Source organism: Mycetocola sp. TRD_SC_2, assembly GCF_055361225.1.
This window is the reverse complement of the sequence record NZ_CM143954.1, coordinates 513,972-539,908: the sequence shown is the minus strand read 5'-3', so window position 1 is coordinate 539,908 and position 25,937 is coordinate 513,972. Positions and strand designations below refer to the sequence as shown.

The following is a 25,937-nucleotide window of genomic DNA, read 5'->3' as shown; positions in this document are numbered from 1 at the left end:
CGCATAACATCGTTGGCTGTTCGCGCGGACGTGCTTGACAGCCGACACAAGACGTGAGTTTCTCAGCCGGATCCCGCTCTATGGCGCGGATGCATGGCGTGCACAGCGTGCCCTGTAGTGGGTGTACTAGCCGCCACCATCTGACCCCTAGTCTGACGAAAGGCCCGTGAGAGCGTTCTCCGGGCCGTTTTTACTGGCATCTATGGGGGGCAGCTTTGTCGCGTTCAAAGCACGAACGAACCACAGCGGGTCGGCCGAATTGGCAGAAGCGGGTGACCGGTCTGGCTGTTGCATTTGTGCTCGCGATCGGTGTTCCTGTTGCAACCGCAGCACCAGCCGCCGCGGCACCCGGCACCGGCACTATCTCCGGAACCGTCAAAGCCGCGGGTGTCAACATCGAGTGGGCGCAGGTCGCCCTTTTCGATGCTGGTAATGAGTGGGACGAGATCGTCGGGTGGGCTGACACCGACCAGAACGGCAACTTCACCTTCGATGAGGTTGAGGCGGGGCGTTACAAGCTGCAGGTTCAGAATCACGAGAACTTCGCACCGCAGTGGTGGAAGGGCGCGACCACCAGTGGTGCGGCAACAGTTGTGCCCCTCACCGCCGGCGGGGCAGTGACTGGAATCAACTTCGCCCTCGTTCCGGGGTCAACCATCACCGGAACGGTGAAATCCGCGTCTGGCACCCCGATCGAAGGGGCTTGGGTCTCAGCGGACGGCAACGACGGCTCCGGTTGGTCGAGCGCATACACGGACGAGTCCGGCTTCTATGAGCTCACAGGGCTTGCCGCCGGCTCCTTCTCGCTGATGTTCGAGGCCGGAGACGCTGAAGGCAGCTACATCACCCAGTGGTGGAACGGTAAGACGTCACCAGAAGACGCAACCGCCATCACCATCGGCGCAGGCGAAAAGCTGACCGGCAAGAACGCCACGCTCGCCACCGGCGCATCGATCTCAGGCAATGTGAAGGGCGCTGGAAGCCCGAACAAGAACCTGGACTTCGCCAGCATCAACGCGTACTCGATGCCCGACGGCGAGGAATCGTTTTACGCCTCTACCGACGAGAACGGCGACTACACGCTGAAGGGGCTGCCCGCGGGAGACTACGCTGTCGAGTTCTCATCGACAGGGGACGACGAATACGTCAGCCAGTACTGGAACGGTGCGTCGTCGCGCGAAACCGCCAACATCATCAGCGTCTCAACGGCTCAAAAGGTCGTCGGAACCAACGTCGTTTTGCAGGTCGGTGCAGCAATCTCCGGGGTCGTCACAGGCGGAGCGGCCAAGACACCGCTTGCTGGCATCAACGTCTACGCACAGTCGGAGTCGGGTGAGCATTTCGGGTGGGCGACGACCGATGAGACCGGCAAGTACCGGCTCAACAAGCTCGTTGCCGGCGCATATAAGGTCCAGTTCGACGCACGCGAAACCGGTCTGAACTACGTATCCACGTGGTGGCAGAACGCAACCTCCGAAGAGACAGCACAGACCATCCGCGTCGAAGGCAGCCAGGAGGTTGGCGGTACCAACGTCAACCTGGTGACCGGTGCGAAGATTTCGGGCAACGTGAAGGGAACAGGTTCTCCCAACACCAACCTCGAGGGAGTGCATATCTCCCTCGACAGCAACACCGCAAACTCCTACTGGTCGTATCTCACGACCAGTGACGCCGACGGGAACTTCGAGATCGTGGGAGTCCCTGCCGGAAAATACAGCGTCTCGTTCGACGCGGCATCCGCGGAACTCAACTACGTCGGGACATCAACTTCGGAATTCACTGTCGCCACGGGCAGTACCGTCACCGGCAAGAACATTGTGCTTGCGCGCGGTGGCTCGATATCGGGCAACGTCAAGAGTGCGGGATCGCCAAACAGGAACCTCGCAGATGCATCAGTGAACGCTTTGAGCGCCGACGGCGATTCCCGGGGATTCGCGTCGACGGACTCTGAGGGCAACTACACGATCTACGGTCTCGCACCCGGCGCGCATCTCGTCGAGTTCGACTTCTGGGGCGACGGCTCGCTTGAGCGCTACTACGCCCGTCAGTTCTGGAACAACGCGGCCACCCAGTCACAGGCAACACCTGTGAGCGTCATCGTCGATAAGGACGCTCCGGGGCGCAACGCCGTAATGGCCCAGGGCGCATCCATCACCGGGAAGGTCACTGACGCCGCGGGTGCTCCCCTTGCAGATGTCACCGTGCCCGTGTGGCAGAAGGATGGTACTGACTGGGGCTACCCGATCGACTCTGCGTACACGGACGAAAACGGTGAATACCGGTTCGATGCACTTGCCGTTGGAAGTTATAAAGTCGGCTTCGCTGATGACGCGGAATTCGGCGACTGGATGACCGGCACGGTCTACAAGCCGCAGTACTACGCGGGCAAGTCGACTCTGGCGACGGCTGACGTGATTTCGGTGACCTCGCCCGGGCAGCAGATCAAGAACACGACTGTAAAGCTGGAGAAGAAGAGCGCCGCACCCCTGGCTCTCACCGCAACACCCACCCCGACCATCAACGGAACGGTGCAGGTCGGGCAAGTGCTGACGGCATCCGCTGGCACCTGGTCACCCGCACCCGTCGCTCTCACCCACCAGTGGAGCCGCGACGGCGTCGCGATCACCGGTGCGACCGCCGCAACATACGCGCTCGCAGCAGCTGACCTCGGCAAGAAAATCACCGTCACGGTGACCGGAACCAAGGCCGGCTACGTCACGACGGCGAAGACGTCCTCGGCGACGGCAGCGGTTCTCGCCGCTCCGACGCCCGGTCCGTCGACCCTCACCGCTACTCCGGTTCCGACGATCGGCGGCACCGCCGAGGTCGGCAAGGTCCTGACGGCAACTCCCGGAACATGGGAGCCCGCACCGGTTGCTCTCGCGTACCAGTGGAGCCGCGACGGTGTCGCGATCGCTGGAGCAACGAACCCGACGTACGCGGCAGTCGCCGCGGACACCGGCAAGAAGCTCACCGTTGCGGTCACCGGCAGCAAGGGCGGATACACCTCGGTCACGAAGACGTCGCTCGCGACGGTCGCTGTGGCTCCGGCTCCCCCGCTCACCCTGACCGCGACACCCACGCCGACAATCAGCGGTGACGTGCAGGTCGGAAAGGTGCTGACGGCATCCGCCGGCACCTGGTCACCCGCACCGGTGACGCTCACGTACCAGTGGAGCCGCGGCGGCGTCGCGATCAGCGGAGCTACCGCTGCGACATATGCTCCGGTGGCTGCTGACCTGGGCAAGACGCTCACCGTCGCAGTGACCGGCACCAAGGCGGGCTACACCTCGGTGACGAAGACCTCGGCGGCAACCGTCGGCGTCGTCGACGCCATCAAGGAGTTCACCGCAGCACCTGCACCGACCGTCAGCGGACAGCCGAAGGTCGGCCAGACTCTGACCGCGAACGTCGGCGCCTGGAGCCCCGCTCCGGATGCCATGACGTTCCAGTGGAGCAGGGACGGCGCCGCCATCACCGGCGCAACGGGAATGAGCTACACGCTGACCCCGGCTGACCTCGGCAAGAAGATGTCGATCACCGTCACCGGCAGCAAGGGCGGGTACACGTCGGTCACGCGGACATCTGCCCTCACCCCCGCTGTGGTGGATGTCACCACGACACCGGCCCCGGTCACCGATCGTTTCTCGGGCACGGACCGGTACATGACCGGTGTCGACATCTCGAAGAAGTCGTTCTCGCCGGGTGTTCCGGTTGTGTACGTCGCAACAGGTCTGGCGTTCCCCGATGCTCTTGCGGCGGCTCCGGCCGCTGCGGCGCAGGGTGGCCCGTTGCTTCTGACGGCGGTGACGACGCTGCCGGCGTCGGTGAAGACTGAGATCACGAGGCTCAAGCCGAAGAAGATCGTCGTGGTGGGTGGAGAAGGTGCCGTCTCGGCCTCCGTCTTCAACCAGCTCAAAACGCTGACACCCGAGATTCGCCGTGACGCCGGTATCGACCGGTTCGCGACGTCGCAGACGATCGTGAAGAACGCGTTCCCGAACGGCAGCGCCACCGCGTTCGTCGCGACGGCGTGGAACTTCCCGGATGCTCTCGCCGCGTCAGCCGCCGCCGGTGCTGTGAACGCACCGGTCGTGCTGGTCGACGGCAAGGGAACCGCGATCGACGCGAAGACGAAGTCTCTGCTGTCGACACTGAAGGTGAAGAAGGCGTTCGTCGCCGGCGGCACCGGAGTCGTCAGTGCCAAGATGGAGACCTCGCTGAAGTCGATCCTGGGAACCAGCAACGTGACCCGGCTCGGCGGCATCGACCGGTACACGACCGCGTCAGTGATCAACAAGGCATCGTTCGCGTCGAGCGACACCGTGTACCTCGCCAACGGGCTCGGCTTCGCCGACGCTCTCGCCGGTGCTGCACTGGCCGGCAAGAACAAGGCGCCGCTCTACACGGTGTACGCGAACTGTGTTCCAAAGCTGGTGCTCGACGAGATCAAACGCCTCGGCGCGAGTAAGGTCGTCCTCCTCGGAGGGACCGGCGCACTCACCGAGAACGTGGCCAAGCTCTCGGTCTGCCGCTAACCATCACCGTGAGCGGTCGCCGCAACGAACACTGCGGCGACCGCTCTCTATATCTGAAAGACGCACATGCGACGACGTACCCCCGCTCTGCTCACCGGAGCTCTCCTCTCTCTGACGCTGGTGGGCGGTGCGGTCAGCCCCGCTATCGCTGCCGAACCGTCGGGGATCGACGCGACAACCACTGTCCAGCTCGAGGGCGACCTCCTCGTGCTCGCCGGCGGTGACGGTGCTCGCGCGACCTTTGTCGACGGCGCCACGAGCACGACCCACGATGGCCACACCGATGAGGTTCTTCTCCGAACAGCCGACGGCCTGACCGTTGAGCTGACTGGCGTGGCGCTTGATGACGCCATCTCCGGGAGCACGTTCGCGGGAACCGTTTCGGTCCCGACGGATGTCGCCGAGCGTGCAGAGGAAAGCCTCCCCGACGAGGCTGATGAGGTTTCTCCCGGTGATGTGATCGACGGCGAATCAGAGCTCGGTTCGACGATCATCGAGGCGGCCTCCGACCTCGACTCCTCGCTGGAGGTCGTCGACGCGACCGTCACCGGTCCTGTCTATGGCAAGGCTGTTTCCCCCCGCGCCCACACGCTCGACATCGCAGTGATGACCCTGCCGGGAAACCCAGGCGAAACGCTTGTAACCGACGCCGAAGTCAACACCATGGTGACCAAGCTCAACACCTATTGGCCGTCCCAGAGCGGCGGCCAGGTGGCGCGCGTCACGAAGCCGGCATCCGTTCAGCGCATCGTCTCGGCCTACGCGTGTGACCCCGAAAGCGCGTGGGATGTCGCCGCTGCGCGATTCGGCGCCTCCTTCGAGTACTACTGGCTGAACAACGCGACCGACCACCTCGTGGTCATCGCACCAGAGTCGTGCGGCGGCGGAACAGGGCTTGGAAGCATCGGATCCCTTGAAGACGGAGGCCTGATATGGGTCGGACATCACGCACCGGTCAACCTGCACACGCTCGCCCACGAATTCGGCCACAACCTTGGCCTCGAGCACTCCAACGCGCAGCTCTGCAATGAAAGCGCCGGCTGCGCCCCGACCGAGTATTACGACGTCTACGACACCATGGGCATGGCCCTCACCTACGACGGAATCACCAACCGTCAGTTGACGGCGCTCAACGTCACACACAAGGCGGCCTTGGATGCTCTCCCTGCTGCAGCTCTGCCGTCTCTGGCACTGACCGGCGGGTCGGCATACAGTTCAACCGCTGTCGCAGTCCAGCCGGCGACCTCCGCATCAGGCGTCCGTGGCATCCGGGTGACGGATCCGTCCAACGGCCAGGTGTACCTGGTGGAGTACCGGACCGGCGCGAGTATCGATGACGGCGCGCTCTACGAGACGGGATACTTCGCAGGCATGAACACCGGCGTGCGGGTCCTCAAGCTCGAAGCCAACGGGTCCTCCACCGTGCTTACCCGCCCAAGGACCACCGCTAGCAACGCTCACGATCTCTTCACCAATCGCGACCTGTTCTACAAAGCCGGTCAGACCTTCACCGCTCGGTCGGGCAAGGTGACCATCGCCGTCACCGGCACCGGCGCGACCGCTTCGGTCACCGTTTCGCTCGGCACGAAGCCGACGGTCGCCGTGAGCCGCCTCGCCGGCACGAGCCGCTACCAGACAGCAGTTGCCATCTCCAAGCAGTCGTTCGCAGGAACGGCTCCGGTCGTTTACATCGCGACCGGCATGGCGTTCCCCGACGCCCTTGCCGCCGCTCCCGCGGCGGCCGCCCAGGGCGGACCACTGCTCCTGACCGACGCGAGAAAACTCCCCACCGAGGTTGCCACAGAGATTCGCCGGCTGAAGCCGGGCAAGATCGTCGTCGTCGGCGGGCCCGGCGCAGTGTCGGAATCCGTCTATAACGAGCTGGCGGGCATGACGACCGAGATTCGCCGGGATGCCGGGATCGACCGGTTCGCGACGTCCCGCGTGATCGTGGAGAAAGCCTTCCCGAACGGCAGCGACACGGCATACGTTGCCACGGCGCTGAACTTCCCCGACGCACTCGCGGCCTCGGCCGCGGCCGGCTCGATCACCGCACCGGTTGTGCTGGTCAACGGCAAGGGATCGGCCGTGGACGCCGACACCAGAGGACTGCTCTCCACTCTCAAGGTGAAGAAGGCGTTCGTCGCCGGCGGCACCGGAGTGGTCAGCACCGCTGTCGAGTCATCGCTGAAGTCATTCCTGGGCACCGCGAACGTCAACCGCCTCGGTGGAGTGACCCGATACGACACCGCTGTGGCGATCAACAAGTCTGCGTTTGCGGCGTCAGACACGGTCTACTTCGCCAACGGTGACGGTTTCGCCGACGCCCTCGCCGGAGCAGCGCTGGCCGGCAAGAACAGGGCGCCGCTGTACACGGTGAAGACGGATTGCGTTCCACCCACGGTGCTCGCAGAGCTCGCTCGCCTGAAGGCCAAGAACGTCGTGCTCCTCGGTGGCGCCGGAGTGCTCACCGCCAAGGTCGTGAACATGACCGCATGTAGGTAAAACTCGCTCGATTCGAACGGCCCCGGTTGCGTTGCAGCCGGGGCCGTTTTTCGTTTGCCGGAGCGCGCCGGAGTCGCCGCGGCCCCCGTTGTGGTCACGTTCCGAGATAAATCGTATATAGTGAGCAAAGGTCTGTTTCGAGAGTGATCTCCGGACCTATTCTTATTTCCCACTTTTTCAGGAGCACCATTTGTCGCGCCCGAACTCCCCCGTTCAGCCTGCCCACACACCCTGGCGTCAGCGGGTGACGGCATTTGCCGTGACCCTCGCGATCGCGATCGGAGTTCCCCTCGTGGCTGGTGCGCCAGCATCCGCCGCTGCAGCAACCGGGTCCATCTCGGGAAACGTCAAAACGGGAACGGCAAACCTCGGCGGGGCACAAGTGCACGCCTATAACCCCGCCGGTGGTTCGGAAGGCGTTGCGACAACGGATGCCAACGGCAACTACACGATCACTGGCCTCACCGCTGGAGGGCACCGCATCGTCTTCTCCAAGTTCGGCGCGACGGCAACCGACCAGTCCTTCCTCCCCCAGTGGTGGCAGAACTCCGCGACTGAAGCCGCGTCGGTCGTGACCACGGTCGCAGCAGGAGCGACGGCATCCGCTCGCAATGCCGTGCTGACTAAGGCGTCGACGATCACGGGACTCGCGACGGACACCACCGGTGCACCGCTCGCAAACCTGCAGATTCCGGTCTGGAAGAAGAACGGTGAGGCATGGACGCGCGTCTTTGACAGCTTCACCGACGACAAGGGCCGCTACCAGGTGACCGGCCTCACTATCGGCTCGTACAAGCTCGGGTTCTCGGACAAGGGATTCGCCGATGCGTCGGCCAATTCGGTCACCCTCGCCGGGGCCACGTATGCTCCGCAGTTCTACCCGGCAGCGGCGTCGCTCGCAGCGGCAGGGACCATCGCCGTTCCCACGGCCGGCAGCGTCATCGAAACGCCGACGGTCAAGCTCGTGAAGAAAACCCCGACTGTCAGCCGTCTCGCCGGGACCGATCGCTATGCGACCGCGGTTGACGTCTCGAAGAAGTCATTCGCCGCTGGTGTTCCCGTTGTGTACGTCGCAACCGGTACGTCGTTCCCCGACGCTCTCGCCGCAGCACCCGCCGCCGCCGCGCAGAAGGGACCGCTGCTGCTGACCGCGAAGTCGTCGCTTCCTGCCACGGTCGCCGCTGAGATCACGAGGCTCAAGCCGAAGAAGATCGTGGTTGTCGGCGGCACGAGCGCCGTCTCCTCCCCCGTGTACAACAAGCTCTCGGCTCTCACCCCGTCAATTCGCCGGGATGCCGGTGGCGACCGATACGAGACCGCGCGCGTGATCGTGAAGAACGCGTTCCCCGCTGGCAGCGCGAAGGCATTCGTGGCGACGGGACGCAACTTCCCCGACGCCCTCGCCGCTTCCGCCGCGGCCGGCGCCGCCGGTGCACCCGTCGTGCTCGTGGACGGTAACGGCGCCGCTATCGACGCCAGGACGAAAGACCTGCTGTCGACGCTCAAGGTGACGAAGGCGACCATCGCCGGAAGCACCGGCGCCGTGAACGCGAAGGTCGAGGCCTCGCTCAAGTCTGCGCTCGGCGCCACGAACGTGACCCGCTTTGGCGGCGGAGACCGGTACGCCACGGCTGGCGCGATCAACCGCGGCTCGTTCACGACGAGCGGCACCGTGTATCTGGCCAACGGCTCCGGTTTTGCCGACGCCCTCGCCGGTGCGGCACTGGCCGGCAAGAACAAGGCACCGCTCTACACCGTGCGCGGCACGTGTGTTCCTGCCCATGTGCTAGCCGACATCAAGACACTTCGCGCGAGCTCAGTGGTGCTACTCGGCGGAACCGGAGCGCTCAGCGCGAACGTCGCAAACCTGGTGGCCTGCAAGTAGGGCGATCGCTCGGGCCGCTACTGACGACTGAATCGGCCGCTACTACGGAGTGGTGTCGGGATCGGTCTCGGGGTCAGGCTTTACTGGCCCGGGCTGCTCGACTACCGGCGGAGTGGTCGAACCCGAGTCCGGGTCCTCCGGGGCAGGAGTGTTCTGCCCCGGCGGAGTGACCGGGTCAGGGTTGGAGTCGTTTCGTGGCCGGTTCGGGGCCTGCGGAGTCCTGTCGTCTTCTGCCTCGACGGACTCGCGCTCCAGGATCACCCGTGCGTTCTCATCCTGGAGGGCGAAGGCCGAAGCGGCATACGCCTGGAGTTCGGCAGCGCCGGCTTCCTTCTCGACCGCTGCCGTCAAGGCAGTGACCGAAGTGCTGACCGCATCTCGCCATTCCTGGCCGGCATCCCCGTTGGCTTCGATCAAGGCAGTAGCCGTCGCCGGGATCGTCTCCGCGAACGTGGTGAACGCCGTCGTGAAGGCGGTTCGGGCATCCGTTATCGCCGTGAGAGCCGCATCGAGTTCGACCTGCGCCGCTTCGATCCGCGTGGCTTCGGCAGAGATCTCGTCGAGGGCAGCCCCGATGACGCTGAGGCTCGAACCCGCACTCACGCCGGGCGCTGCATACGGCGTCTCGGCCGGGTCGACGGCGACGACTTCCGCTATGGCTGCGGCCGTTGCGACGCGCTGAGTCTCTGCTGCAGCACGTGCGGGCTCGTCCGACACACCCGCGACGGCGGCGAGCGCGGCAGCAGCCGCCAGGTTGACCGCTTCGGCTTCCGTACTGGCGGTGGTGATGGCGGTGTAAGTGGAGGTGAGCTTTCGGTCAGCCTTCGCCACGGTGAGCTGCCGGGAGGAGTAGGCCTCGAATGCCTGCTGCTCGGGGGTCGCTGCCTGACTCTTCACCGCGAACAGGATGCCGACGCCGACGAGGGCGAGAACGGTGAGGATGGAGATGACGATGGTCAGAACGCTTCGGGTCGTCCTCTGCTTATTACCCGGGAGGAAGACGGTCGGTGTCGGGCGGATGATCCGCTCGTGCTCGGCGACATCGGCGCTGACTTCTTTGCCGTCATCGCGCAGAAGAATCGCGATCGAGGCCGTTTCGGCTTCGGACGGGGTGTCGCGGGTATCGGCCGCAGCAGTGGTCTTCGTGAAGGGAAGGGACAGCGTGAAGACGGACTCATCGATCGTGGTCACGTCCATGGGAGCGGTGGCATCGGGGTCGATCAGCCGGCGGCCGGCATCGGCCTGGTGAGCGTCGTGGCCGACAGGTGACTCAGCGTCCGAACCGATGAGCTGCGTGTCGTCGCTTGCCCGTCGTGCCCGCTTGGGCTCGATGAGCGGCGTTTCACTGTCATTCAACGGCCCGCGATCGGTGTCGTTGAGCTTCATATCGGTTGTCCCCCTGCGCACCAGGTCGATATGGTGCCCGAGTCACCATACCGCGAGGGCGCTTGGACGGCCGAGTTGCGGCCCGTGGACTGGGGGTGGGTTGCTGCAGCGATTGGACGAACTGGGGGTAACCCGCTATCGCAAACCCTGATGAGCGGTCCTATATTCGAAGGATGCCCAAGCATCGTCCCTTTCCTCGCCGCGCCCGGAACCGATGGGCGCCAATTGCAGCGCTCAGCGTGTGCCTGGTGCTCGCCGGGTGGCTGGTCTTCGAGGCCCTGAGTTCTCAGACCGCTTTCTAGACGGAACCCGCTCACTCCGACCGAACGAACAAGATGCCCGACCGCACTCGGTGCGATCGGGCATCTTACGTTCTCTTACTCGTGCTGCAACTTGGTCCGGCGCCTCAAGTGCGCACCCGCCGCGACGAGGAGCAGCGCAAACGCAGCAAGCAGAATTGCCGGCGCGACGGCATCCGTACCCGTTGCTGCCAGGTCGTCTGACTGGTCAGCGTCCGCCGATGAACCGGGGGCCTGACCCGCCGGCACGTCTCCATCGGAGTCACCCTCTCCCGGTGCCGGAGCATCCGGGTCGGCCGGGTTCGCCGGATCAGCTGGGTCACTCGGGTCGGCCGGATCGACCGGCGGCACGACCTCGCCGGGGACGGCGATCACCGTCACCTCGGCCGATACCGTCTCGCCGTTGACCGTGAGCGAGAGCGTTGCGGTCCCGGCGCTCACGGCGGTGAGCTGTTTCGTCGCCGGGTTGAACCGCAGCACCGACGCGGCACGCTCGCGCGCCTGGCCGGCGTCGATGACGACACCTGAACCGTCCCAGTCCGCACTCATCGGCCACTGCACCGGAACCTCACGGCCCTCGTCCTGCAGGATGCTGGCGCTCACCGACTCCGACTCCCCCACCGTCATGACCGTCGGTGCCGCGAGCAGCACCTCATCGACGCGCGGCTTCGTCTCAGCTCGCATCCAACCGGTGCGGTCGACAACGGTGGTCGGTGTCGATCCGACCACACCTGCCGACGGGTTGAGACCGAGCATCATCCAGCCGGTGAACCCGCCGGTCTCCGGCGTGCCAGACGGCCCCTTGCCCGAGTTTCCCGTGATGAGGCTCGATACCCCGTCGAAGCTCGTCGCGTGGAACACGCCGACGTGACCGTTGATCGTCGCGATCGACTTGCCCGAGTCGGCGCGGAACTTCGCGAGGGTCCGCTCCAGCTCCGCCGCTTCATACCGGTCGCTCAACTGGCTCGCCTTGGACGGCAGCGGATCATTTGCCGGGTGGTGCGCAAACACCGCTACCCCGGTGATCCGGCTGTCATCCGCTGCATCGGCGAGTGCCTTCTCGAGCACCCGCAGCTGGTTGGCGTCCGAACGAGCCAGCGAACCGTTCGCCGTGTTCAGCGTCACGACCAGGGTCGACCCGAGCCGCTTGGTCTGGGTGGTGTCGCCGAACTCCGCCTCGAAGTTCGAGATCGCCCCGCCCATGACCTCGTGGTTGCCCGGCACATAGATCCATGGAATCGCATCGCCCACTTCCTCATTGAGGATGGTGCGCGCGAGATCAAAATCGGCAGTGGACGCCTCGTCGACAAAGTCACCGTTGATCACTAGCAGGTCGGGCTTCTCGTCCACGATCTCCTGCAGCGTGCGACGGGCCGCCTGCACAATGGCGCCGTCGGGAACCCGGGCGACGAACTGGGCGTCGCTCATCACCGCGATGCGCTGGGCGCGATCCGCGACGGTTCCGTCGGTGACGATGACGTCGTCATACACAACGGATGCCACCGGCTGGTCAACGTCAGGAGCCACAATCGTCGAGATCCCCGCAATGGTGACCTCACCGTGGTATGACGCGGCTGATCGCGTCTCCATCATCCGGATCCGCTCGAACTGGAGGGGATACGCTGTGCCGGCTGGAACGCGGAAGGTGACCTCTTTCCAGCCGGTCCACTCCACGAGTGCACCGTCGAGGTTGGTGGTCACACCGTTCCCGGTCTTCACCTGAAGCCGGGGCCAGGCACCGCTCCCGTCACCGTGGATCCACATCGTGATCGCCTGCGGCTGGCCGGCGAGCTCGATCGGTGCCGGGGCGATGGCATAGTAACCACGCGTTGCGGTCGACGTCGTGAAGTCATAGTTGAGCTTCATCGCCGCCTCACCGTTGGGACCGGTCGCCGCGCTCGTCGTGCCGGTCGCGCGAGCGACGGCACTGGTCCAGGATGCGACGTCGCTGAGATCAGTGACCGGCTCGTATTTGTACCCGACGGTCACGGCAATCTCGGCGGTCTGCCCGCCCGCCTCGACCGTGATCGTTGCCGACCCTGACTCGACGTTCGGCGAGACGATGAAGGTGTCGACACCCGCGGGTTCGACGGTGATGTCGCTGCCGGCGGTGACGGAGAGGTCCGCGGTTTCGATGGGTGCACCGAAGCCGTCGGCGTCGAGCCCTTCGATACTGAGGGTGGCGGTGCTGCCTGGTTCTGCAAGCGAGATCACCGAAGCGGATGCCCGCAGTCGCGCCAGTTCACCCAGCACGTGCAGCGGCATCGAAGCAGTCTTGCCCTCCGCCGTGAACGACACATTCGTCTTACCTGGCTTGGCGCCAGTGACGCGGGCGGTGGTGCCATCGATCTTCTCGACGGTGACGCCCTCATTGTTCGCGGCGAAGTCGCCAGACACGGCGACTCCGGCGTAGTTGGCGTCGAGGCCGGTTCCGGTGATCGTGCGAGACAGGCCGGGGAACACGGCATCCGCTGTGTCGTTCGTCGACGCTGTGTCGATGGCCACGTTCGTCGCCGCGGCGGCCGGCGCGCTCGAGAAGAAGGCGAGGCTGTTGGCGACGACGCGTTCGGTGCCGTCGGAGGGGCGGTTCACCAAAGCGGGCGCGCTGGCACCCGGGGCGCGGGCGACGAGGGTGGTCGAGCCGCCACCGTCGAGGTTGACGGCGTTGTGGGCGCCGAGGTCGAGCATGAGACGGCCCAGCTCCTGCACGGTCATGCCGCGGGCGTCGCCGGCACGGCCGTCGATCGTCGCAACGTAGACGACGGTGCCGTTCTCGTTGACGCCGACGGCGGTGCGTGCCGCTTCGACCTGGTCGTCGGGGGTCTGCACGCCGTTCTCGATCAGGCGCTGCGATCCGCTGACCGCGAGGTCGACGTCGGCGGTGGTTCCGACCGAGACGTCGACCTTTTGGCCGACCGTCAGGGCAGCGATGCGGGATGCTTCCGCCTCACGCCCGACGAGTACCGCGCTGCCGCTCGGGATGGCGGTGTCTGCACTGACAAGCGCGATGGTCTCGGCCGGGTCGCTGGTCACCGAGGTGACAACGCCGTCGGTCACCGTCGCGACGGCGAAGGTCTTCGTCATGTTGGCCGGACCACCGAGCACGCGGGAGAGCGGGTGGCTTCCCCACAGTGGCGTGTAGTAGCCGATGCTGTTGCTCGGCACGCCGGGAGCGTTGACCGACGGGACGTCGAGCTTGTCGCCGTCGATCGTCACGGTAGCGGCGGAGGCGATCTGCTGGATAGCAGCAACTCCGTCGGCCATCGTGAGCGCCGGGCGATTGGAGTTGGTCGCGTTGAGCACTCCACGTGTGGACGACACATTGGTGCTGACCGGCGCACCGGACGCATTCATGTCGAAGTAGTCGCCGTTGACGGCGGCGATCGCGCCGGTGTCCTCGACCTGAGCGCTGACGGTCGCACCGCCGGAGACGCTGCCGCCGTCGAGCACATCCATGCTGAGGGTGGGGGTGCCGAGGTCGGCGACCATGACGTGGCCGGTGACCCAGCCCTGTGGTTGGAGCCGCTTGAACGACGTCAGGTCGAGGCCCGGGGCGAGCGCGCTGGTTTCCGCGGTGAGGAGAGATGAATTCTCACCGGTCAGGTTGAGCCCCCCGGTCCCGTCTGCGGCGACCGCCGGTGCTGGGTCGACGCCAATTGTGACGGTGCCTCCGAGAAGGAGCCCGGCACCGAGCGCGAGCGCAAGCCACCGAGTCGGGCGTCGCCTCGATTCCGGCCTCAGGGGTGACTGGGGTGGGGCGGCGGGCGAGCACTCGAGCACTATGGAACCTTCCAAGCTGTGGCATGGAGCCCGCGGCGGGCACCAGCGATTGAGGTTAGGGATGCCAGGTGACCCAGAGGCATCCGAAAGGTGAACGACGAAATTCGTATGACGCCGAGCGCCCCTTCGCTAGTGTGAGCGCATGGATCCCAACGCGGTGAACTCCTGGGGCTGGTTCGCCCTCGCCCTTGTCAACGCAGGCCTTGCCGAGCAGAAGAACCGAGGGCGGCTGGCCTGGTTCTTCATCTCTCTCCTTCTGGGTCCGTTCGCGACCCTGTACATCGTCGCGACGGACCCGCCTCCGGCCATTCGGCAGCCCAGCCCACCGTTGCAGCTACCCACCGCGATGTTGGTGGCCGGCATCATGCTGATGATTGCAAGCGGCGTTGCCGCAATTCTTGCCTTCACCTCTGAGTTCTGGGCGATTTGGGTCGTCGCCGGGCTACTCGCCGCACTCGGGGTTGCGGCGTTCGTATTCTTTGTCACCAAGCAGCCTCGAAGGGATGACCGCGTTTCGGTGCGGGATCTCGACAAGCTCGATCAGCGTTGAAGGGATCTCGATACACCGGCCTCGCTTCGCTCGGTCGGCACTCGATCAGCGGTAAGGGCTCGATCAGCGGTAAGGGCTCGATCAGCGGTGAGGGCTTGATCAGCGGTGACGGCTTGATTTGCGGTGAGGTGGGAATATGGTCAGACCGCATCGGTTGAAGCCGGAGATGAAAAGCATGGACACGAACGCGACGTCTGCTGCCGACGACGGCGGAGCATCCGTTCGCCCGACGCAGACCGCCGGCCTTCCCGACGGGCTCTTCGCCTCAGCACTCGAAGCGGTGTCGGAGGGATCGCTCATCACCAATGCCGAGCGGCGCATCATCTACGCGAACCGCGCGATCACGGAGATCACCGGGTATAGCGCCGACGAGATGATCGGCAAGAACTGCGCTCTGCTGCAGGGACCGGAGACCGATGCCGCAACGGTGCAGCTCATGCGTGACACGTTCGAGTCCGGCGAGACGTTCCGCGGCGAGATCCTCAACTACCGCAAGGACGGCACCTCGTTCTGGAACTCGCTCACCGTCACCCCGATCGCGGATGCCTCGGGCACAACCACGCACTTCGTCAGTGTGCAGAGAGACATCAGTCCCCTGATCGAACTGCAGGAACAGCTGCGGTTCCAGGCCACCCACGATCCGGTGACCGGGCTACCGAACCGCACGGCTCTGGCCGCGCACCTGGCCGACGCGCTGGCTCGAGGCTCACGCGCCGGCACCGCCCTCGCCGTCGGCATGATCGACCTCGACGACTTCAAGACCATCAACGACACGTACGGGCATCCGGTCGGTGATGCCGTGCTACGCGAATTCGCCCAGCGCACCCGCGCCTGCATCCGTTCTGTCGACGTGGTCGGGCGAATCGGCGGCGACGAGTTCCTCGCCGTGTTCGAGGGACTGGATGCCGCGCGACCGCTCGACGACCTGCGCGCGGTCATCGCCCGACTGCACGAGGCACACTCGCAGCCGATCTCGCTGCCGGATGGCGTCTCGATTTCGACGCCGCTCAGCATGGGTGTTGCCCTCGCGCCGACGCACGGCACGACCGGGGCCGAACTGTTCCGGATCGCCGACGAGGCGCTGTATTCGGTGAAGTCGCGCAAGGGTGCGCGGTCTGAGTGGTGGGAAGTAGCGGACTCCTGAAAAACGTGGCAGCCGACGCTCTCGCGCCGGCCGCCACTCCTGTTCAGTACTGCTCGTGTGTTACTCCTGCTGTGCGCGCGCCTTTCGCCGGGCGATCAGCAGAGCCGCTCCGAGCAGCATCACCAGAGCGGCACCGACGAAGGGCCACGGCGTGACATCGGAGCCCGTCTCCGACAGGCTGTCGCGGCCGGGGCTCGAGATGGGTTCGGCGTCCTCCCCCGCCGGTGATCCCGGTGAGGCCGGCGGTGTCGGTGTCGACGTCGACGGCGGGGTCACCGGAGGTGCTGCCACCTCGACCGCAGCCGTCGCTGCGTCCGCGAACGTGAGCGACGCGGCATCCGACCCGACAAGTTCGACGTCGAGGGTCAGCGCTCCACTTCCGGACCCGATTGCCTCGAACGACAGGGTGGCGAGGGTGAGGTCACCGGTCGCACTCGGCGAGGTGCCGAGCTTGGTGTGAACGAACTCAAGGGTGTCCCCAGCAACGGTCGCGCTGTTGACACCGGAGATCTCCGTCGCCGCACTGCCGTCGATGTACTCCAACACGGCCGGGTCGAAACCGAGCGCCAGCTCATACGCGTAGACGTCTGCCGCCGTCGCGGCCGAAACGGTGACGTCGATGATGTCGCCGACCTCCACCGTGTCATCCGATACCGCGATCGAGAAGCTCGCAACGCTCGGCGCCGCCGTTGCCGACAGCGGTGCGGCGAGAACCAGGCCGCCGGTGAGCACGGCGAGCGCGGAGAGCGAGAACCCGGCGCGCCTGCGGGGACTGACGGAGGGAATCATGGACTCGGTACCTTTCGTGGCGAGAACCGCGTTCTCGGGGAATGTCTGCCTCAAACCGCTCATGCCCTAGCCAGCCAATGCGGGAAAGAGGACGGGCGAGGTGCGGTGTTTGGTGGCCTGCTCGTAGTCATACGCGAAGCCGAGAAGCGTCGGTTCGGCGTAGGAGCGCCCGAGGAACTCTATGTTCGACGGGGCACCATCGATCCGGCTCCCGTCGATCGCCGTTGACGAGAAGCCCATTGGAACGGTGACCGCCGGCATCCCGCTGTACGCGCTGAGGCGGTTGTTTGCGCCCGCGCTGTACTGTCCGGTGGTCGTCGGGTAGATCATCGCTGACACGTTGTAGGTGTCCATCGCCCCGGAGAGAACGTTCTCGCCGTGAAGGATCTCGGCGTTGTGCTTCGTGATCCACGCCTGGTACGCCTCCTCGGTGACGGCTTCACGCGCGTTGTAGGTGCCGGTGCGTGACGGTGCCTGGTAGTCACCCGCCGCGATGATCTCGGCGAGGGATGCGTATGGCACGGCCGGATCGGTGACGAACTTTGAGAGGTACTCGTTGACGTCGTGCTTGAACTCGTTCGTGCTTCCGCTCGAGTAGCCCTGCACAGTGGCGAGGTCGGGGATCGTCATTTCGACGACGGTTGCGCCCTGCGCCTCAAGGTCTGCCCTGGCCTGGTTGAAGAGGCGCAGCACGGCGGCGTTCGTGCCAACGATCGATGGGACGTAACCGATCCGCGCACCCTCGAGGCTCGAATCATCGAGGCTCGACGTGTACGTCGACGGGATGTTGCCTTTCGACTCCTCGGTGATCGCATCTTCAGGGTCGTAGCCGACGACAGAATCGAGCGTGATGGCGGCATCCGAAACGGTGCGAGTCATCGGTCCGCCGGTGTCCTGGGACAGCGCGAGCGGAATGATGCCGTCGCGGCTGGCCAACCCGACCGTTGGACGAACGCCCACGAGCTGGTTGAACGACGACGGAACACGGATCGACCCACCGGTGTCGGTGCCGAGGCCGATGATGCCGAGGTTCGCGGCGATCGACGCGCCGGTTCCTCCGCTGGAGCCTCCGGCGTTCTGGTCCCGCACATACGCGCTGTTCGTCACGCCCCCGAGGGAGCTGTCCGTGCTCAGGTTGAAGGCAAACTCATCGAGGTTGGCCTTCGCCAGAATGACCGCCCCGTCAGCGCGCATCTGCTCGACCATCTGGCTGTCGGCATCCGTCTGGTTGTTCTTGAGGCACGTGCAGCCCGCAGTCGTCGGCATATCGAGCGTGTTGTAGTTGTCTTTCGCGATGACCGGGATGCCGTGGAGCATGCTTCGCGGTCCGCCCTTCGCTCGCTCGGCATCGAGTTCGGCGGCGATCTGCAGAGCACTGGCGTTCACCGAAATAATCGAGTTGAGCTTCTCGCCCTGATCGTCGTATGCGGCGATGCGGTCGAGGTACATCTGAGTCAGTGAGACCGCGGTGATGGTGCCGGCGTTCATTGCTTTCTGGGCGTCGATCGTGCTCGCCTCGACGGCGTCGAACGGACCGTCGTCGTAAAGTGCGCGCTGGGCGAGCAGAGCGACGTCGGTCAGGCCGATGGTGCCGTTGGCGTCGAAGTCCGCTTTGCTCACCTCGGCCCAGGTCGCGTCTGCCTCAGTAGTGCCGAGGGCCGCGATCAGCAGGTCGATATCCGCGTCGTCAACGGCGTTGTCGCCGGTGAGATCCGCTTCGCTGTAGAACGGGGCAAGAAAGTTCAGTGCGCTCGTATCGGATGGTGCGGCCGTAGCAACGGTCACCGTGCCGAAGCACGTGGCCGCGACGGCGACCATCGCTCCGGGGAGCAGAATGGCGCGTCGGAATCGGCGCCGGGATGGCTGACTCAAGGGTGTCCTCTCAGGGGCAATCAAGGATCGTGACGCGTTCTGATGCGTCACGTCGGCCGCGAACTGCGGCGTTCGCTCACACTCCCAGCGCGGTGTTGCGTTGATGTAACGAGACCGTTTCGGCCGCGAGAGGGTTTACTGGTGGCATGGAGAACAGGTCTGTTGCTGCGCACCGATCGACGATTTTAGAGTGGACCGCCGCCCTCGCGGAGTCCACCGGTTCGCCCGGTGGTGGGGCGGCATCCGGTGTCATGCTCGCGATCGCGTACAGCCTCACGTCGATGGTTGCCGGGTACACGTCGGTGTCGGGTCCGCGTGCTGACGAGCTTTCTGCGCTCCGCGCCCGGGCTGCTGCCGGACGGGAGACCGCCTTTCGGCTGGCCGATTCGGATGCCGCCGCCTCCGAGTCCTTCGGCAGCGCGTTTCGCCTGCAGCCGCACGAGGGTCGAGCGGATGCCATTCGCGAAGCATCCGTTCAGGCAGCGCATGCATCTGCGGACCTGGGCCGGCAGGGAGCGGCAGCGGTCAGTGACCTCGAGTGGCTCGCGGAGCACGGCAAGCCGGCGCTCATCGCCGATGTCGCGGTGGCGTGCGGGGCGCTGCGTGCTGCCGTTGCCGGGGCGCGGGCGAACGTGAACTTCGACCTGTCGGCGTTGGAATCTGGGTCTGCTGGGTCTTCTGCGCCCGTAGCCGAGGAGCATCCGGTGCTGTGGGAGACGGTCGGGCAACTCGACGCCGTGCTTGCCCGCATCGACCGGCTGGCCGCGGACATCGAGGGCCGGGATCGCCTGAACCCGGGCGAGTGACCCGCCCCGCTCCCCTGATCGCACGTCGACAAGCTCAGCAACCGGCGAGGAACGAGCGTATCGAGATCGACCCCCTGATCTCGAGCGTATCGAGATCAACCCCCCTGATCTCGATACACCGGCCTCGCTTCGCTCGGTCGGCACTCGATCAACGGTCCAAGGCTCGAGCGCAACTGCACTGCGCACATCAATACGCTCGTTTAGGTTTAAAGAATTTAACGTGATAGACCTACCGCAGGGGGCAGTAAACACGAGTTCGGGCTCGGCGTTACGCCTTCTCTATTGGGAGGCACACCATCTTCAAGAACCGTTATTTGTCGCGCCCCGCGACAGCATCCGTCGCTTTAGCGTCGATCGGCATCCTGCTCTTTTCGGCGACTCCGGCGCACGCAGACACAACTATTGACGGGCCGGTTGGACTCGGCTCCGCAGCAACGTTCGGAGTGCTGAGCGCATCAACCGTGACGAACACCGGGCCCACCGTCATCGAAGGCGATGTCGGCGTAAGCCCAGGAACAGCAATCGTCGGATTCCCACCCGGAATCTACGGTGGCGTCCTGCACTCCGCCGACGCCGAGGCCGCACAGGCGCAGAGCGACCTGACAACCGCGTACAACGTGGCCGCCAGCCTGACCCCCACCACGACCGGGGTCGGCGAACTCGCCGGTCTGTCGCTCACGCCCGGCGTCTACTCCGGCGGCGAGCTTGCACTGAACGGCGAGCTCACCCTGGCTGGCACCGCCGAATCGGTATGGGTCTTCCAGGCAGCAAGCACTCTGATCGCAGGATCCAGTTCGCGCATCACCCTGACCGGTGGAGCGAGCGCCTGCAACGTCTTCTGGCAGGTCGGTAGCTCAGCGACCCTCGGCAGCGACGCCCAGTTCGTCGGAACGGTCATGGCGCAGGCATCCATCACCGCTGTCACCGGTGCCGACATCACCGGCCGCCTGCTCGCAGACACGGGAGCGGTGACGCTCGACACGAACGTCATCACCGCGCCAGTCGGATGCGACACCGGAACCACCGAGGTCTCGACCAGTCCCACAATCACGTCGGATGCTCCGACCGACGCGACGGTCGGTGAGGAATACTCCTTCACCGTCACCTCCGAGGGGACGCCCACTGTGACGTACGCGGTCTCTTCGGGAGAACTCCCTGAGGGCCTGGAGCTCGACGGTGCGACCGGCGTGATTTCCGGCGTCCCGACGACCGCAGGGTCGTCCACGTTCGCGATCACCGCGAGCAATGGGACATCCCCGGCTGCGACCAGCACCTACACACTGGACACCGCGGCTGCACCGGTTGTTCCGCCCGTGGTTCCGGAGGCTCCTGTCGTGCCGCCGGCCGTACCCGCGGTTCCGCCGGTCGTACCTGCAGCGCCCGACGTTCCGGAAGCACCAGCAGCTCCTGTGACACCCGGGACCCCGGTCGACAGCGACCTGCCTGCAACCGGAGCTGAGCTCACCGTGCCGCTGCTCGGGCTCGGCGCTCTGCTGCTCGCGCTCGGTGGTCTGACCCTCGTTCTGCGGCGGGCGCACAACGCTCGCGCGACCCAGGGATAGTCGGCTCAGCCCCGCCTGATCATCCACTGCGGACGAGAACACCGGCACGCCGGGTGTTCTCGTCCGTTTCGGGTGTTTAGGCGCCCGCCAGCGGACCGCACGCTGCCGGCGAACAACTGATGACGGATGTCGCAGGCAGTGGGTACCCTGAGCACGTGAACTCAGAGCCCACCTCCTCTGCTGACAACGACGTCCTCGCGGGCGGCGCGGAAGCATCCGCTGTTCCACCGCATTGGAAGCGGAACGTCACCCTGTTTTTGAGCGGACAGACGATCTCGCTCTTCGGGTCGATGATCGTGCAGTACGCGGTGATGTGGTACATCACATTCGCAACCCAGTCCGGGCTGGCGATTGCCCTGTATGCGCTCGCTGCGTTCCTGCCGCAGGGCATTGTGTCGATTTTTGGTGGGGTCGTTGCGGACAGGATGAACCGGCGTGTGCTCGTCATCATCGCCGATACCTCGATAGCCGCGATAACCCTTGTGCTCGCCCTGGCAATGGCGAACGGCATCACGGATCTGTGGGTGATTCTGCTTGCGGTTGGAGCGCGCTCGATCGGCGCCGGGTTCCAGACGCCGGCGGTGTCGGCGATGATCCCGCAGATCGTGCCCGCCGACCAACTGATGCGAGTGAACGGCGTGTTCGGGTCGATCCAGTCCGCGATGGCGCTGCTCGCACCTGCCGCTGCCGGCGCCGTGTTCGGGCTGTTCGGGATTGTGCCCGTGTTCTTCATCGATGTCGTGACCGCGGTGATCGGCGTCGGATTCCTGCTGTTCGTCAGCGTGCCGACACTCGCCTCCATTGCGTCGAAGACGACGACCTATAGCGAGGACCTGGTCGGCGGATTCCGCTACATCTGGTCGCACAAGGTTGTGCGGTGGCTGCTCGGAGTTTTCGCGATCATCTTCCTGCTGACAGTGGCGCCGTCGTTCATCACGCCGCTGCTCATCGCGCGGACCTTCGGCACCGAGGTCTGGATGGTGACCGTGCTCGAGATCGCCTTCAGCGTCGGCATGACCCTCGGAGGTGTTCTGGTTGCGACTGTGCTGGCGAAGCGGGGGCGCATTTCGCTTATCCTGTTCTCGACGTTCGGCTTTGCCGTGTTCACCATTGCGCTCGGGCTCGCACCGAACCTCTGGGTGTTCTACGGATTCATGTTCGGGTTCGGGCTTCTCGTGCCACTGTTCTCGGCGCCGTTCATGACGCTCGTTCAAGAGACGGTGAAGCCCGAGATGCACGGCCGGGTGTTCAGTTACGTCGGCATCGTGATGGCGATGGCCACACCGATTGGGATGACGGTGTTCGGTCCCCTCGCGGATGTCATCAGTGTGCAGCTGCTACTCGTCATCGCTGGAATCGTGACGATCCTGGTGATGGTCGTGGCTGTGCTGTTGCCATCCGGGCGTGCGGCGATGGCGGCGGCCCGGGAGCAGAAGCCGCTGGAGGCCGACGGTGTTGCGCCGGGTGGCGGTGGCAAGCCGGACGCGGGCGCTGGCGTTGGTACCGTCGGCGTCAAGGACAGCGAGTCACTGTAGCTGTAGCCGCAGCCGTAGCCGTAGCTACGGCGCGGGTCCACTCAGTTCAGCGCGATGAGCAGACAGAGGCCCGCGAGCACAATGCACACCGGCGTCATGAGGTTGCGCTCGGGTTTGCTCCGCGAGATGCCGTTCATAATGATGCCCAGCGCGAAGTACGCGGTCAGGATCCAGATGCCGACCTGCGAGATGGCATCCGGGAAGATATTGGTGACTCCGGCCCGCTCAAGGATCACCACCATGAAGACGGCGTAGAGCACGATCGAGACCATGCTGCCCATTCGGAGGTTCCGCGGGAGCACATCGTGCTGCCCGCCCCAGGCGAAGCGGCCGAGCGGGCGACCGCCGATCAGGAGCGACTGGAAGACGGCCAGCGCGAGAAGGATCAGGCAGGCGAGCACGGCCGCAGCGAGAGTCATGGTTGCACTGTAGCGGGGCAGGGTGTCTGGGCAACTTCTCGACCAAGAAACTTATCCACAGATCGAACAAACCTTCGAATGTCGTTGACTTTTTGCTAAAATGGGAGCATGACTCAGATCCTCGATCGGCTCCCCGCGATGGTGACGCAGTTGCGTTCCAGCCTCGGTCTTCCGATTGACCCGGCTGGTGCGGGCACCGGCCTGAGCGAGGCTGAACTGGTGGGCCGGCTTTCGAGCGACGAGGTCGAGCGATTCACCGAGAGGGCGGCGGAGGTCATGAAGCTCGGTGAAGCACTGGTGGCGTTGGGCGCCGGCCAGATTGCCAAGCTGTCGGATCGCGAGCTCGGGTATTCCGGTCTCGCACAGCGTCGCGGCATGCGCACTCCTGAAGCCCTGGTTCAGTCGATCACCGGTTCCACTCGGGGCGAAGCGATGAAGCAAGTGCGGGTGGGTACCGCCGTGGGAGAGGCCGAAGCGGCCGATCGGATGCGACGCGACAACGAACAGCGCGAAGCGATGGGCGAAGAGACCGCTCTGCTTCCGGTTGAGGTGCCGTGGCACTCACCGCTCTCGATGGCGGTGTCGAGGGGAGAACTTTCCACAACCGCGGCAAGTTGCATTGCCCGCGGGCTCGGGGAACCGAACGAGAACATACCGCCCGACACGCTACGGGCGGCTGCGGAGCGACTACTGCCTCTGGCAGCGACAACCGACGCCGACGAATTGGCACGCCTGGCTCGCGAGGAACGAAACCTCATCGACGTGGCCGGTATCGGCGAGCGCGAACAGCAGTTGCGCGACCAACGCAGTCTGCGCATGATGCGACGGGATGCCACGGGCATGCGTGGCGTACAGATCCGGCTCGATCCAGAGAACGAGGCGATCTTCGCCGGCATCATCGACACGGTCACCAGTCCTCGCACCGGCGGGCCACGGTTCGTGCATCCCGACGATGTTGCGGCAGCCGATGCTCTCGTCGCCGACAATCGGACAACCGAACAAATCGCCCTCGACAACCTCATCCAGCTGATGCAACTCGGGGTTCAAGCAGACCCCGACACCGTTTTCACACGAGTCCAGCCCGAAGTGCGGATCGTGGTGAGAGCCGAGGAACTCCCCACACCGGACGGTGACGGGAACGTCGAAGGTATGGGGATGATCGAGTACTCGCGGGAGATCGTCTCCGGAGCCACCGTCGAACGCACGATGTGCCACGCCGGCATCATGGGAGTGCTCATGGGTCCGGGAAACTCGGTCTTCGAAGCCACGACCCTCATGCGGTTGTTCAACCGCCGACAGCGACGAGCAATGGCGGCGCGAGACGGCGGCTGCATGTTTCCCGGGTGCGACAGACCGGTCTCGTGGACCGAAGCACACCACATCAACCATTGGGAACACTCGAAAAAGACCGAGACAAAAGACGGCGTCCTCTTATGTCGACATCATCATCTCCTGATGCACAACAACGGGTGGGCGATCGTGCGGCGAGATACCGAGTACTTCCTCATACCGCCACCGAGCATCGACCTGGAGCAAAAAGAGATTCTGCTCCAGAGCAAGTCGCCACTCATGAGAGCTCGACTGCGGGCCTGATCCCGATGTCGAAGTTGGCGCTCGGATCGTGATGGCGCAGCGCGCTTCGCAGCCCGCTACTCGATCACCGACGAGTGTTGCGAAGGCCAGTCAGCGGGAGGCGGCCGGGACCGCGGCTGAAACGATCTCCCAGCCACCGGCATCCGTTTGCGACAACACGATCATGGTCGCGTTCGCGAGGCCCTGGATGTCGGTGCCGGTCAGCGCGAAGACGGTGGCGCGGATGAAGGCACCGTGCGACACCAGAAGGAGGTTGCCGGGGTGCTGTGCGATGAGCTTCTCGACGACAGCGGCTCCCCTGCTACGGACGACCTCGAGCGGCTCGGCATCGGGGAAGATCCGGTCCGCCCATTTGGCCTCGATGTCCGCTGCGGTTGCTCCGTCCGCCTCGCCGAAGCTGCGCTCGATGAGGTCGTCTTCGATGCCACCGAACGGTATCCCGGATCCCTCGCTGATCGCCCGCGCCGTGTCCGCCGCACGTGAGAGGGGCGACGAAAACACGAGCGCCCAGTCGTCGGGCGAGAAGGTCTCGGCGAGCGCACGCACCTGCTCGAACCCCGTCTCGTTGAGCGGGATGTCGGCACGACCCTGCAGGCGCTTGGCCAGATTCCAGTCGGTCTCACCGTGGCGCACGAGGGCAATTGTCGTCATAAATCCACCGTAGCCGAGGCCCTCTGAGGGATGCCTGTACTCGCCGTTGTAGGACCCACCTCACCCGAGCGCGGCGACGGGAACAGCGCTTTCGCCTGCGACCATTCCCCCGCCCGGTACTCGAGCACCGTCGCCGAACCGTTGACCACCCGGGCAAAAGGCTGGCCGGTCAATACCGACATCGTCGCCCTCAGCAACGCCCCATGGGACACCAGCACCAGGTCGCCGTCGTATTGCTCGAGAAGCGATTCGATAGCCACTCGCCCCCGTTGAGCAAGACGGAACAGAGATTCACTGCCGGGGAACTCACCATCTGGCCAGCGTTCGTTCACTTCGTCAACTGGACGGCCCTCGGCACGGCCATACGCTCGTTCGGTGAGACCCTCAACGGGCTCGACCACACGCAACCCGGCCACGGACGACAGCAGCGACGCCGTCTCGACCGCTCGCACCAATGGCGAACTCACCACCACCTCCCATGACCCAGCAGCCAAGTCACGCCCGAGCTGACGCGCCTGCAGCCGACCAATTTCATTGAGCGGCACATCCGTCGAGCCCTGGATGCGACGCTGCCGGTTCCAGTCCGTCTCACCGTGACGCACGAACGCGACCAACCTGCTCCC

At 65.1% G+C, this 25,937-nt stretch carries 16 protein-coding genes; 9 read left to right on the top strand and 7 right to left on the bottom strand.

Annotated features, from left to right (window positions below; genetic code table 11):
- Positions 1-272 precede the first annotated feature (272 nt).
- The 3 genes from ACWA1Q_RS02600 to ACWA1Q_RS02590 all read left to right on the top strand — a co-directional run bounded on the left by ACWA1Q_RS02600 (position 273) and on the right by ACWA1Q_RS02590 (position 8,928).
- Positions 273-4,538 carry a carboxypeptidase regulatory-like domain-containing protein gene (locus ACWA1Q_RS02600; RefSeq protein ID WP_463759278.1) on the top strand — a complete coding sequence of 1,422 codons (4,266 nt, stop codon included), beginning with the start codon at positions 273-275 and terminating at the stop codon, positions 4,536-4,538.
- A 66-nt stretch (positions 4,539-4,604) separates the two neighbouring features.
- The gene (locus tag ACWA1Q_RS02595; RefSeq protein WP_463759276.1) at positions 4,605-7,043 is read left to right on the top strand and encodes a cell wall-binding repeat-containing protein; all 2,439 of its coding nucleotides are present in this window, start codon (positions 4,605-4,607) and stop codon (positions 7,041-7,043) included.
- A 244-nt stretch (positions 7,044-7,287) separates the two neighbouring features.
- Positions 7,288-8,928 (top strand): cell wall-binding repeat-containing protein, encoded by a 1,641-nt coding sequence (locus ACWA1Q_RS02590; protein WP_463759275.1) that lies wholly within the window; start codon positions 7,288-7,290, stop codon positions 8,926-8,928.
- 42 nt (positions 8,929-8,970) lie between these two features.
- On the opposite strand, the gene ACWA1Q_RS02585 is transcribed toward ACWA1Q_RS02590, so the two are convergent.
- Positions 8,971-10,314: a hypothetical protein gene (locus tag ACWA1Q_RS02585; protein ID WP_463759273.1), complete on the bottom strand. Its 1,344-nt coding sequence runs from the start codon at positions 10,312-10,314 to the stop codon at positions 8,971-8,973.
- Between the two features lie 377 nt (positions 10,315-10,691).
- Positions 10,692-14,393 carry a phosphodiester glycosidase family protein gene (locus ACWA1Q_RS02580; protein WP_463759271.1) on the bottom strand — a complete coding sequence of 1,234 codons (3,702 nt, stop codon included), beginning with the start codon at positions 14,391-14,393 and terminating at the stop codon, positions 10,692-10,694.
- Between the two features lie 142 nt (positions 14,394-14,535).
- Here ACWA1Q_RS02580 and ACWA1Q_RS02575 point away from each other — a divergent pair, with 142 nt between their 5' ends.
- Together ACWA1Q_RS02575 and ACWA1Q_RS02570 are read left to right on the top strand one after the other, a co-directional pair.
- On the top strand, positions 14,536-14,943 hold the full coding sequence (locus ACWA1Q_RS02575) for a hypothetical protein (RefSeq protein WP_463759270.1): 408 nt from the start codon (positions 14,536-14,538) through the stop codon (positions 14,941-14,943).
- Between the two features lie 175 nt (positions 14,944-15,118).
- Positions 15,119-16,087: a diguanylate cyclase domain-containing protein gene (locus ACWA1Q_RS02570; protein ID WP_463759268.1), complete on the top strand. Its 969-nt coding sequence runs from the start codon at positions 15,119-15,121 to the stop codon at positions 16,085-16,087.
- A gap of 60 nt (positions 16,088-16,147) precedes the next feature.
- Here ACWA1Q_RS02570 and ACWA1Q_RS02565 read toward each other — a convergent pair whose 3' ends face one another.
- Positions 16,148-16,876, bottom strand: a complete 729-nt coding sequence (locus ACWA1Q_RS02565) for a cohesin domain-containing protein (RefSeq protein WP_463759266.1) — start codon at positions 16,874-16,876, stop codon at positions 16,148-16,150.
- Positions 16,877-16,942: 66 nt separating this feature from the next.
- The gene (locus ACWA1Q_RS02560; RefSeq protein WP_463759265.1) at positions 16,943-18,748 is read right to left on the bottom strand and encodes an amidase family protein; all 1,806 of its coding nucleotides are present in this window, start codon (positions 18,746-18,748) and stop codon (positions 16,943-16,945) included.
- A gap of 146 nt (positions 18,749-18,894) precedes the next feature.
- Between ACWA1Q_RS02560 and ACWA1Q_RS02555 the strand changes: the two genes are divergently transcribed.
- The 3 genes from ACWA1Q_RS02555 to ACWA1Q_RS02545 all read left to right on the top strand — a co-directional run bounded on the left by ACWA1Q_RS02555 (position 18,895) and on the right by ACWA1Q_RS02545 (position 22,651).
- A complete protein-coding gene (locus ACWA1Q_RS02555; protein WP_463759263.1) occupies positions 18,895-19,554 on the top strand; it encodes a cyclodeaminase/cyclohydrolase family protein in 660 nt (219 codons plus the stop codon).
- A 314-nt stretch (positions 19,555-19,868) separates the two neighbouring features.
- Positions 19,869-21,116, top strand: a complete 1,248-nt coding sequence (locus ACWA1Q_RS02550; protein WP_463759262.1) for an ice-binding family protein — start codon at positions 19,869-19,871, stop codon at positions 21,114-21,116.
- A 155-nt stretch (positions 21,117-21,271) separates the two neighbouring features.
- Complete coding sequence (locus tag ACWA1Q_RS02545) at positions 21,272-22,651, top strand: MFS transporter (RefSeq protein ID WP_463759261.1); 1,380 nt, start codon at positions 21,272-21,274, stop codon at positions 22,649-22,651.
- Between the two features lie 41 nt (positions 22,652-22,692).
- Here the strand turns inward: ACWA1Q_RS02545 and ACWA1Q_RS02540 are convergent, their stop codons facing one another.
- A complete protein-coding gene (locus ACWA1Q_RS02540) occupies positions 22,693-23,070 on the bottom strand; it encodes a hypothetical protein (RefSeq protein ID WP_463759258.1) in 378 nt (125 codons plus the stop codon).
- A gap of 108 nt (positions 23,071-23,178) precedes the next feature.
- On the opposite strand from ACWA1Q_RS02540, the gene ACWA1Q_RS02535 reads away from it, so the two are divergent.
- Positions 23,179-24,663, top strand: coding sequence for an HNH endonuclease signature motif containing protein (locus tag ACWA1Q_RS02535; RefSeq protein ID WP_463759256.1), 1,485 nt, complete (start codon positions 23,179-23,181; stop codon positions 24,661-24,663).
- Between the two features lie 90 nt (positions 24,664-24,753).
- Here ACWA1Q_RS02535 and ACWA1Q_RS02530 read toward each other — a convergent pair whose 3' ends face one another.
- Both ACWA1Q_RS02530 and ACWA1Q_RS02525 read right to left on the bottom strand, forming a co-directional pair.
- The gene (locus ACWA1Q_RS02530; protein WP_463759254.1) at positions 24,754-25,314 is read right to left on the bottom strand and encodes a histidine phosphatase family protein; all 561 of its coding nucleotides are present in this window, start codon (positions 25,312-25,314) and stop codon (positions 24,754-24,756) included.
- Positions 25,311-25,928, bottom strand: coding sequence for a histidine phosphatase family protein (locus tag ACWA1Q_RS02525; protein WP_463759252.1), 618 nt, complete (start codon positions 25,926-25,928; stop codon positions 25,311-25,313). Before ACWA1Q_RS02525 ends, ACWA1Q_RS02530 begins: the two co-directional genes overlap by 4 nt.
- Positions 25,929-25,937 lie beyond the last annotated feature (9 nt).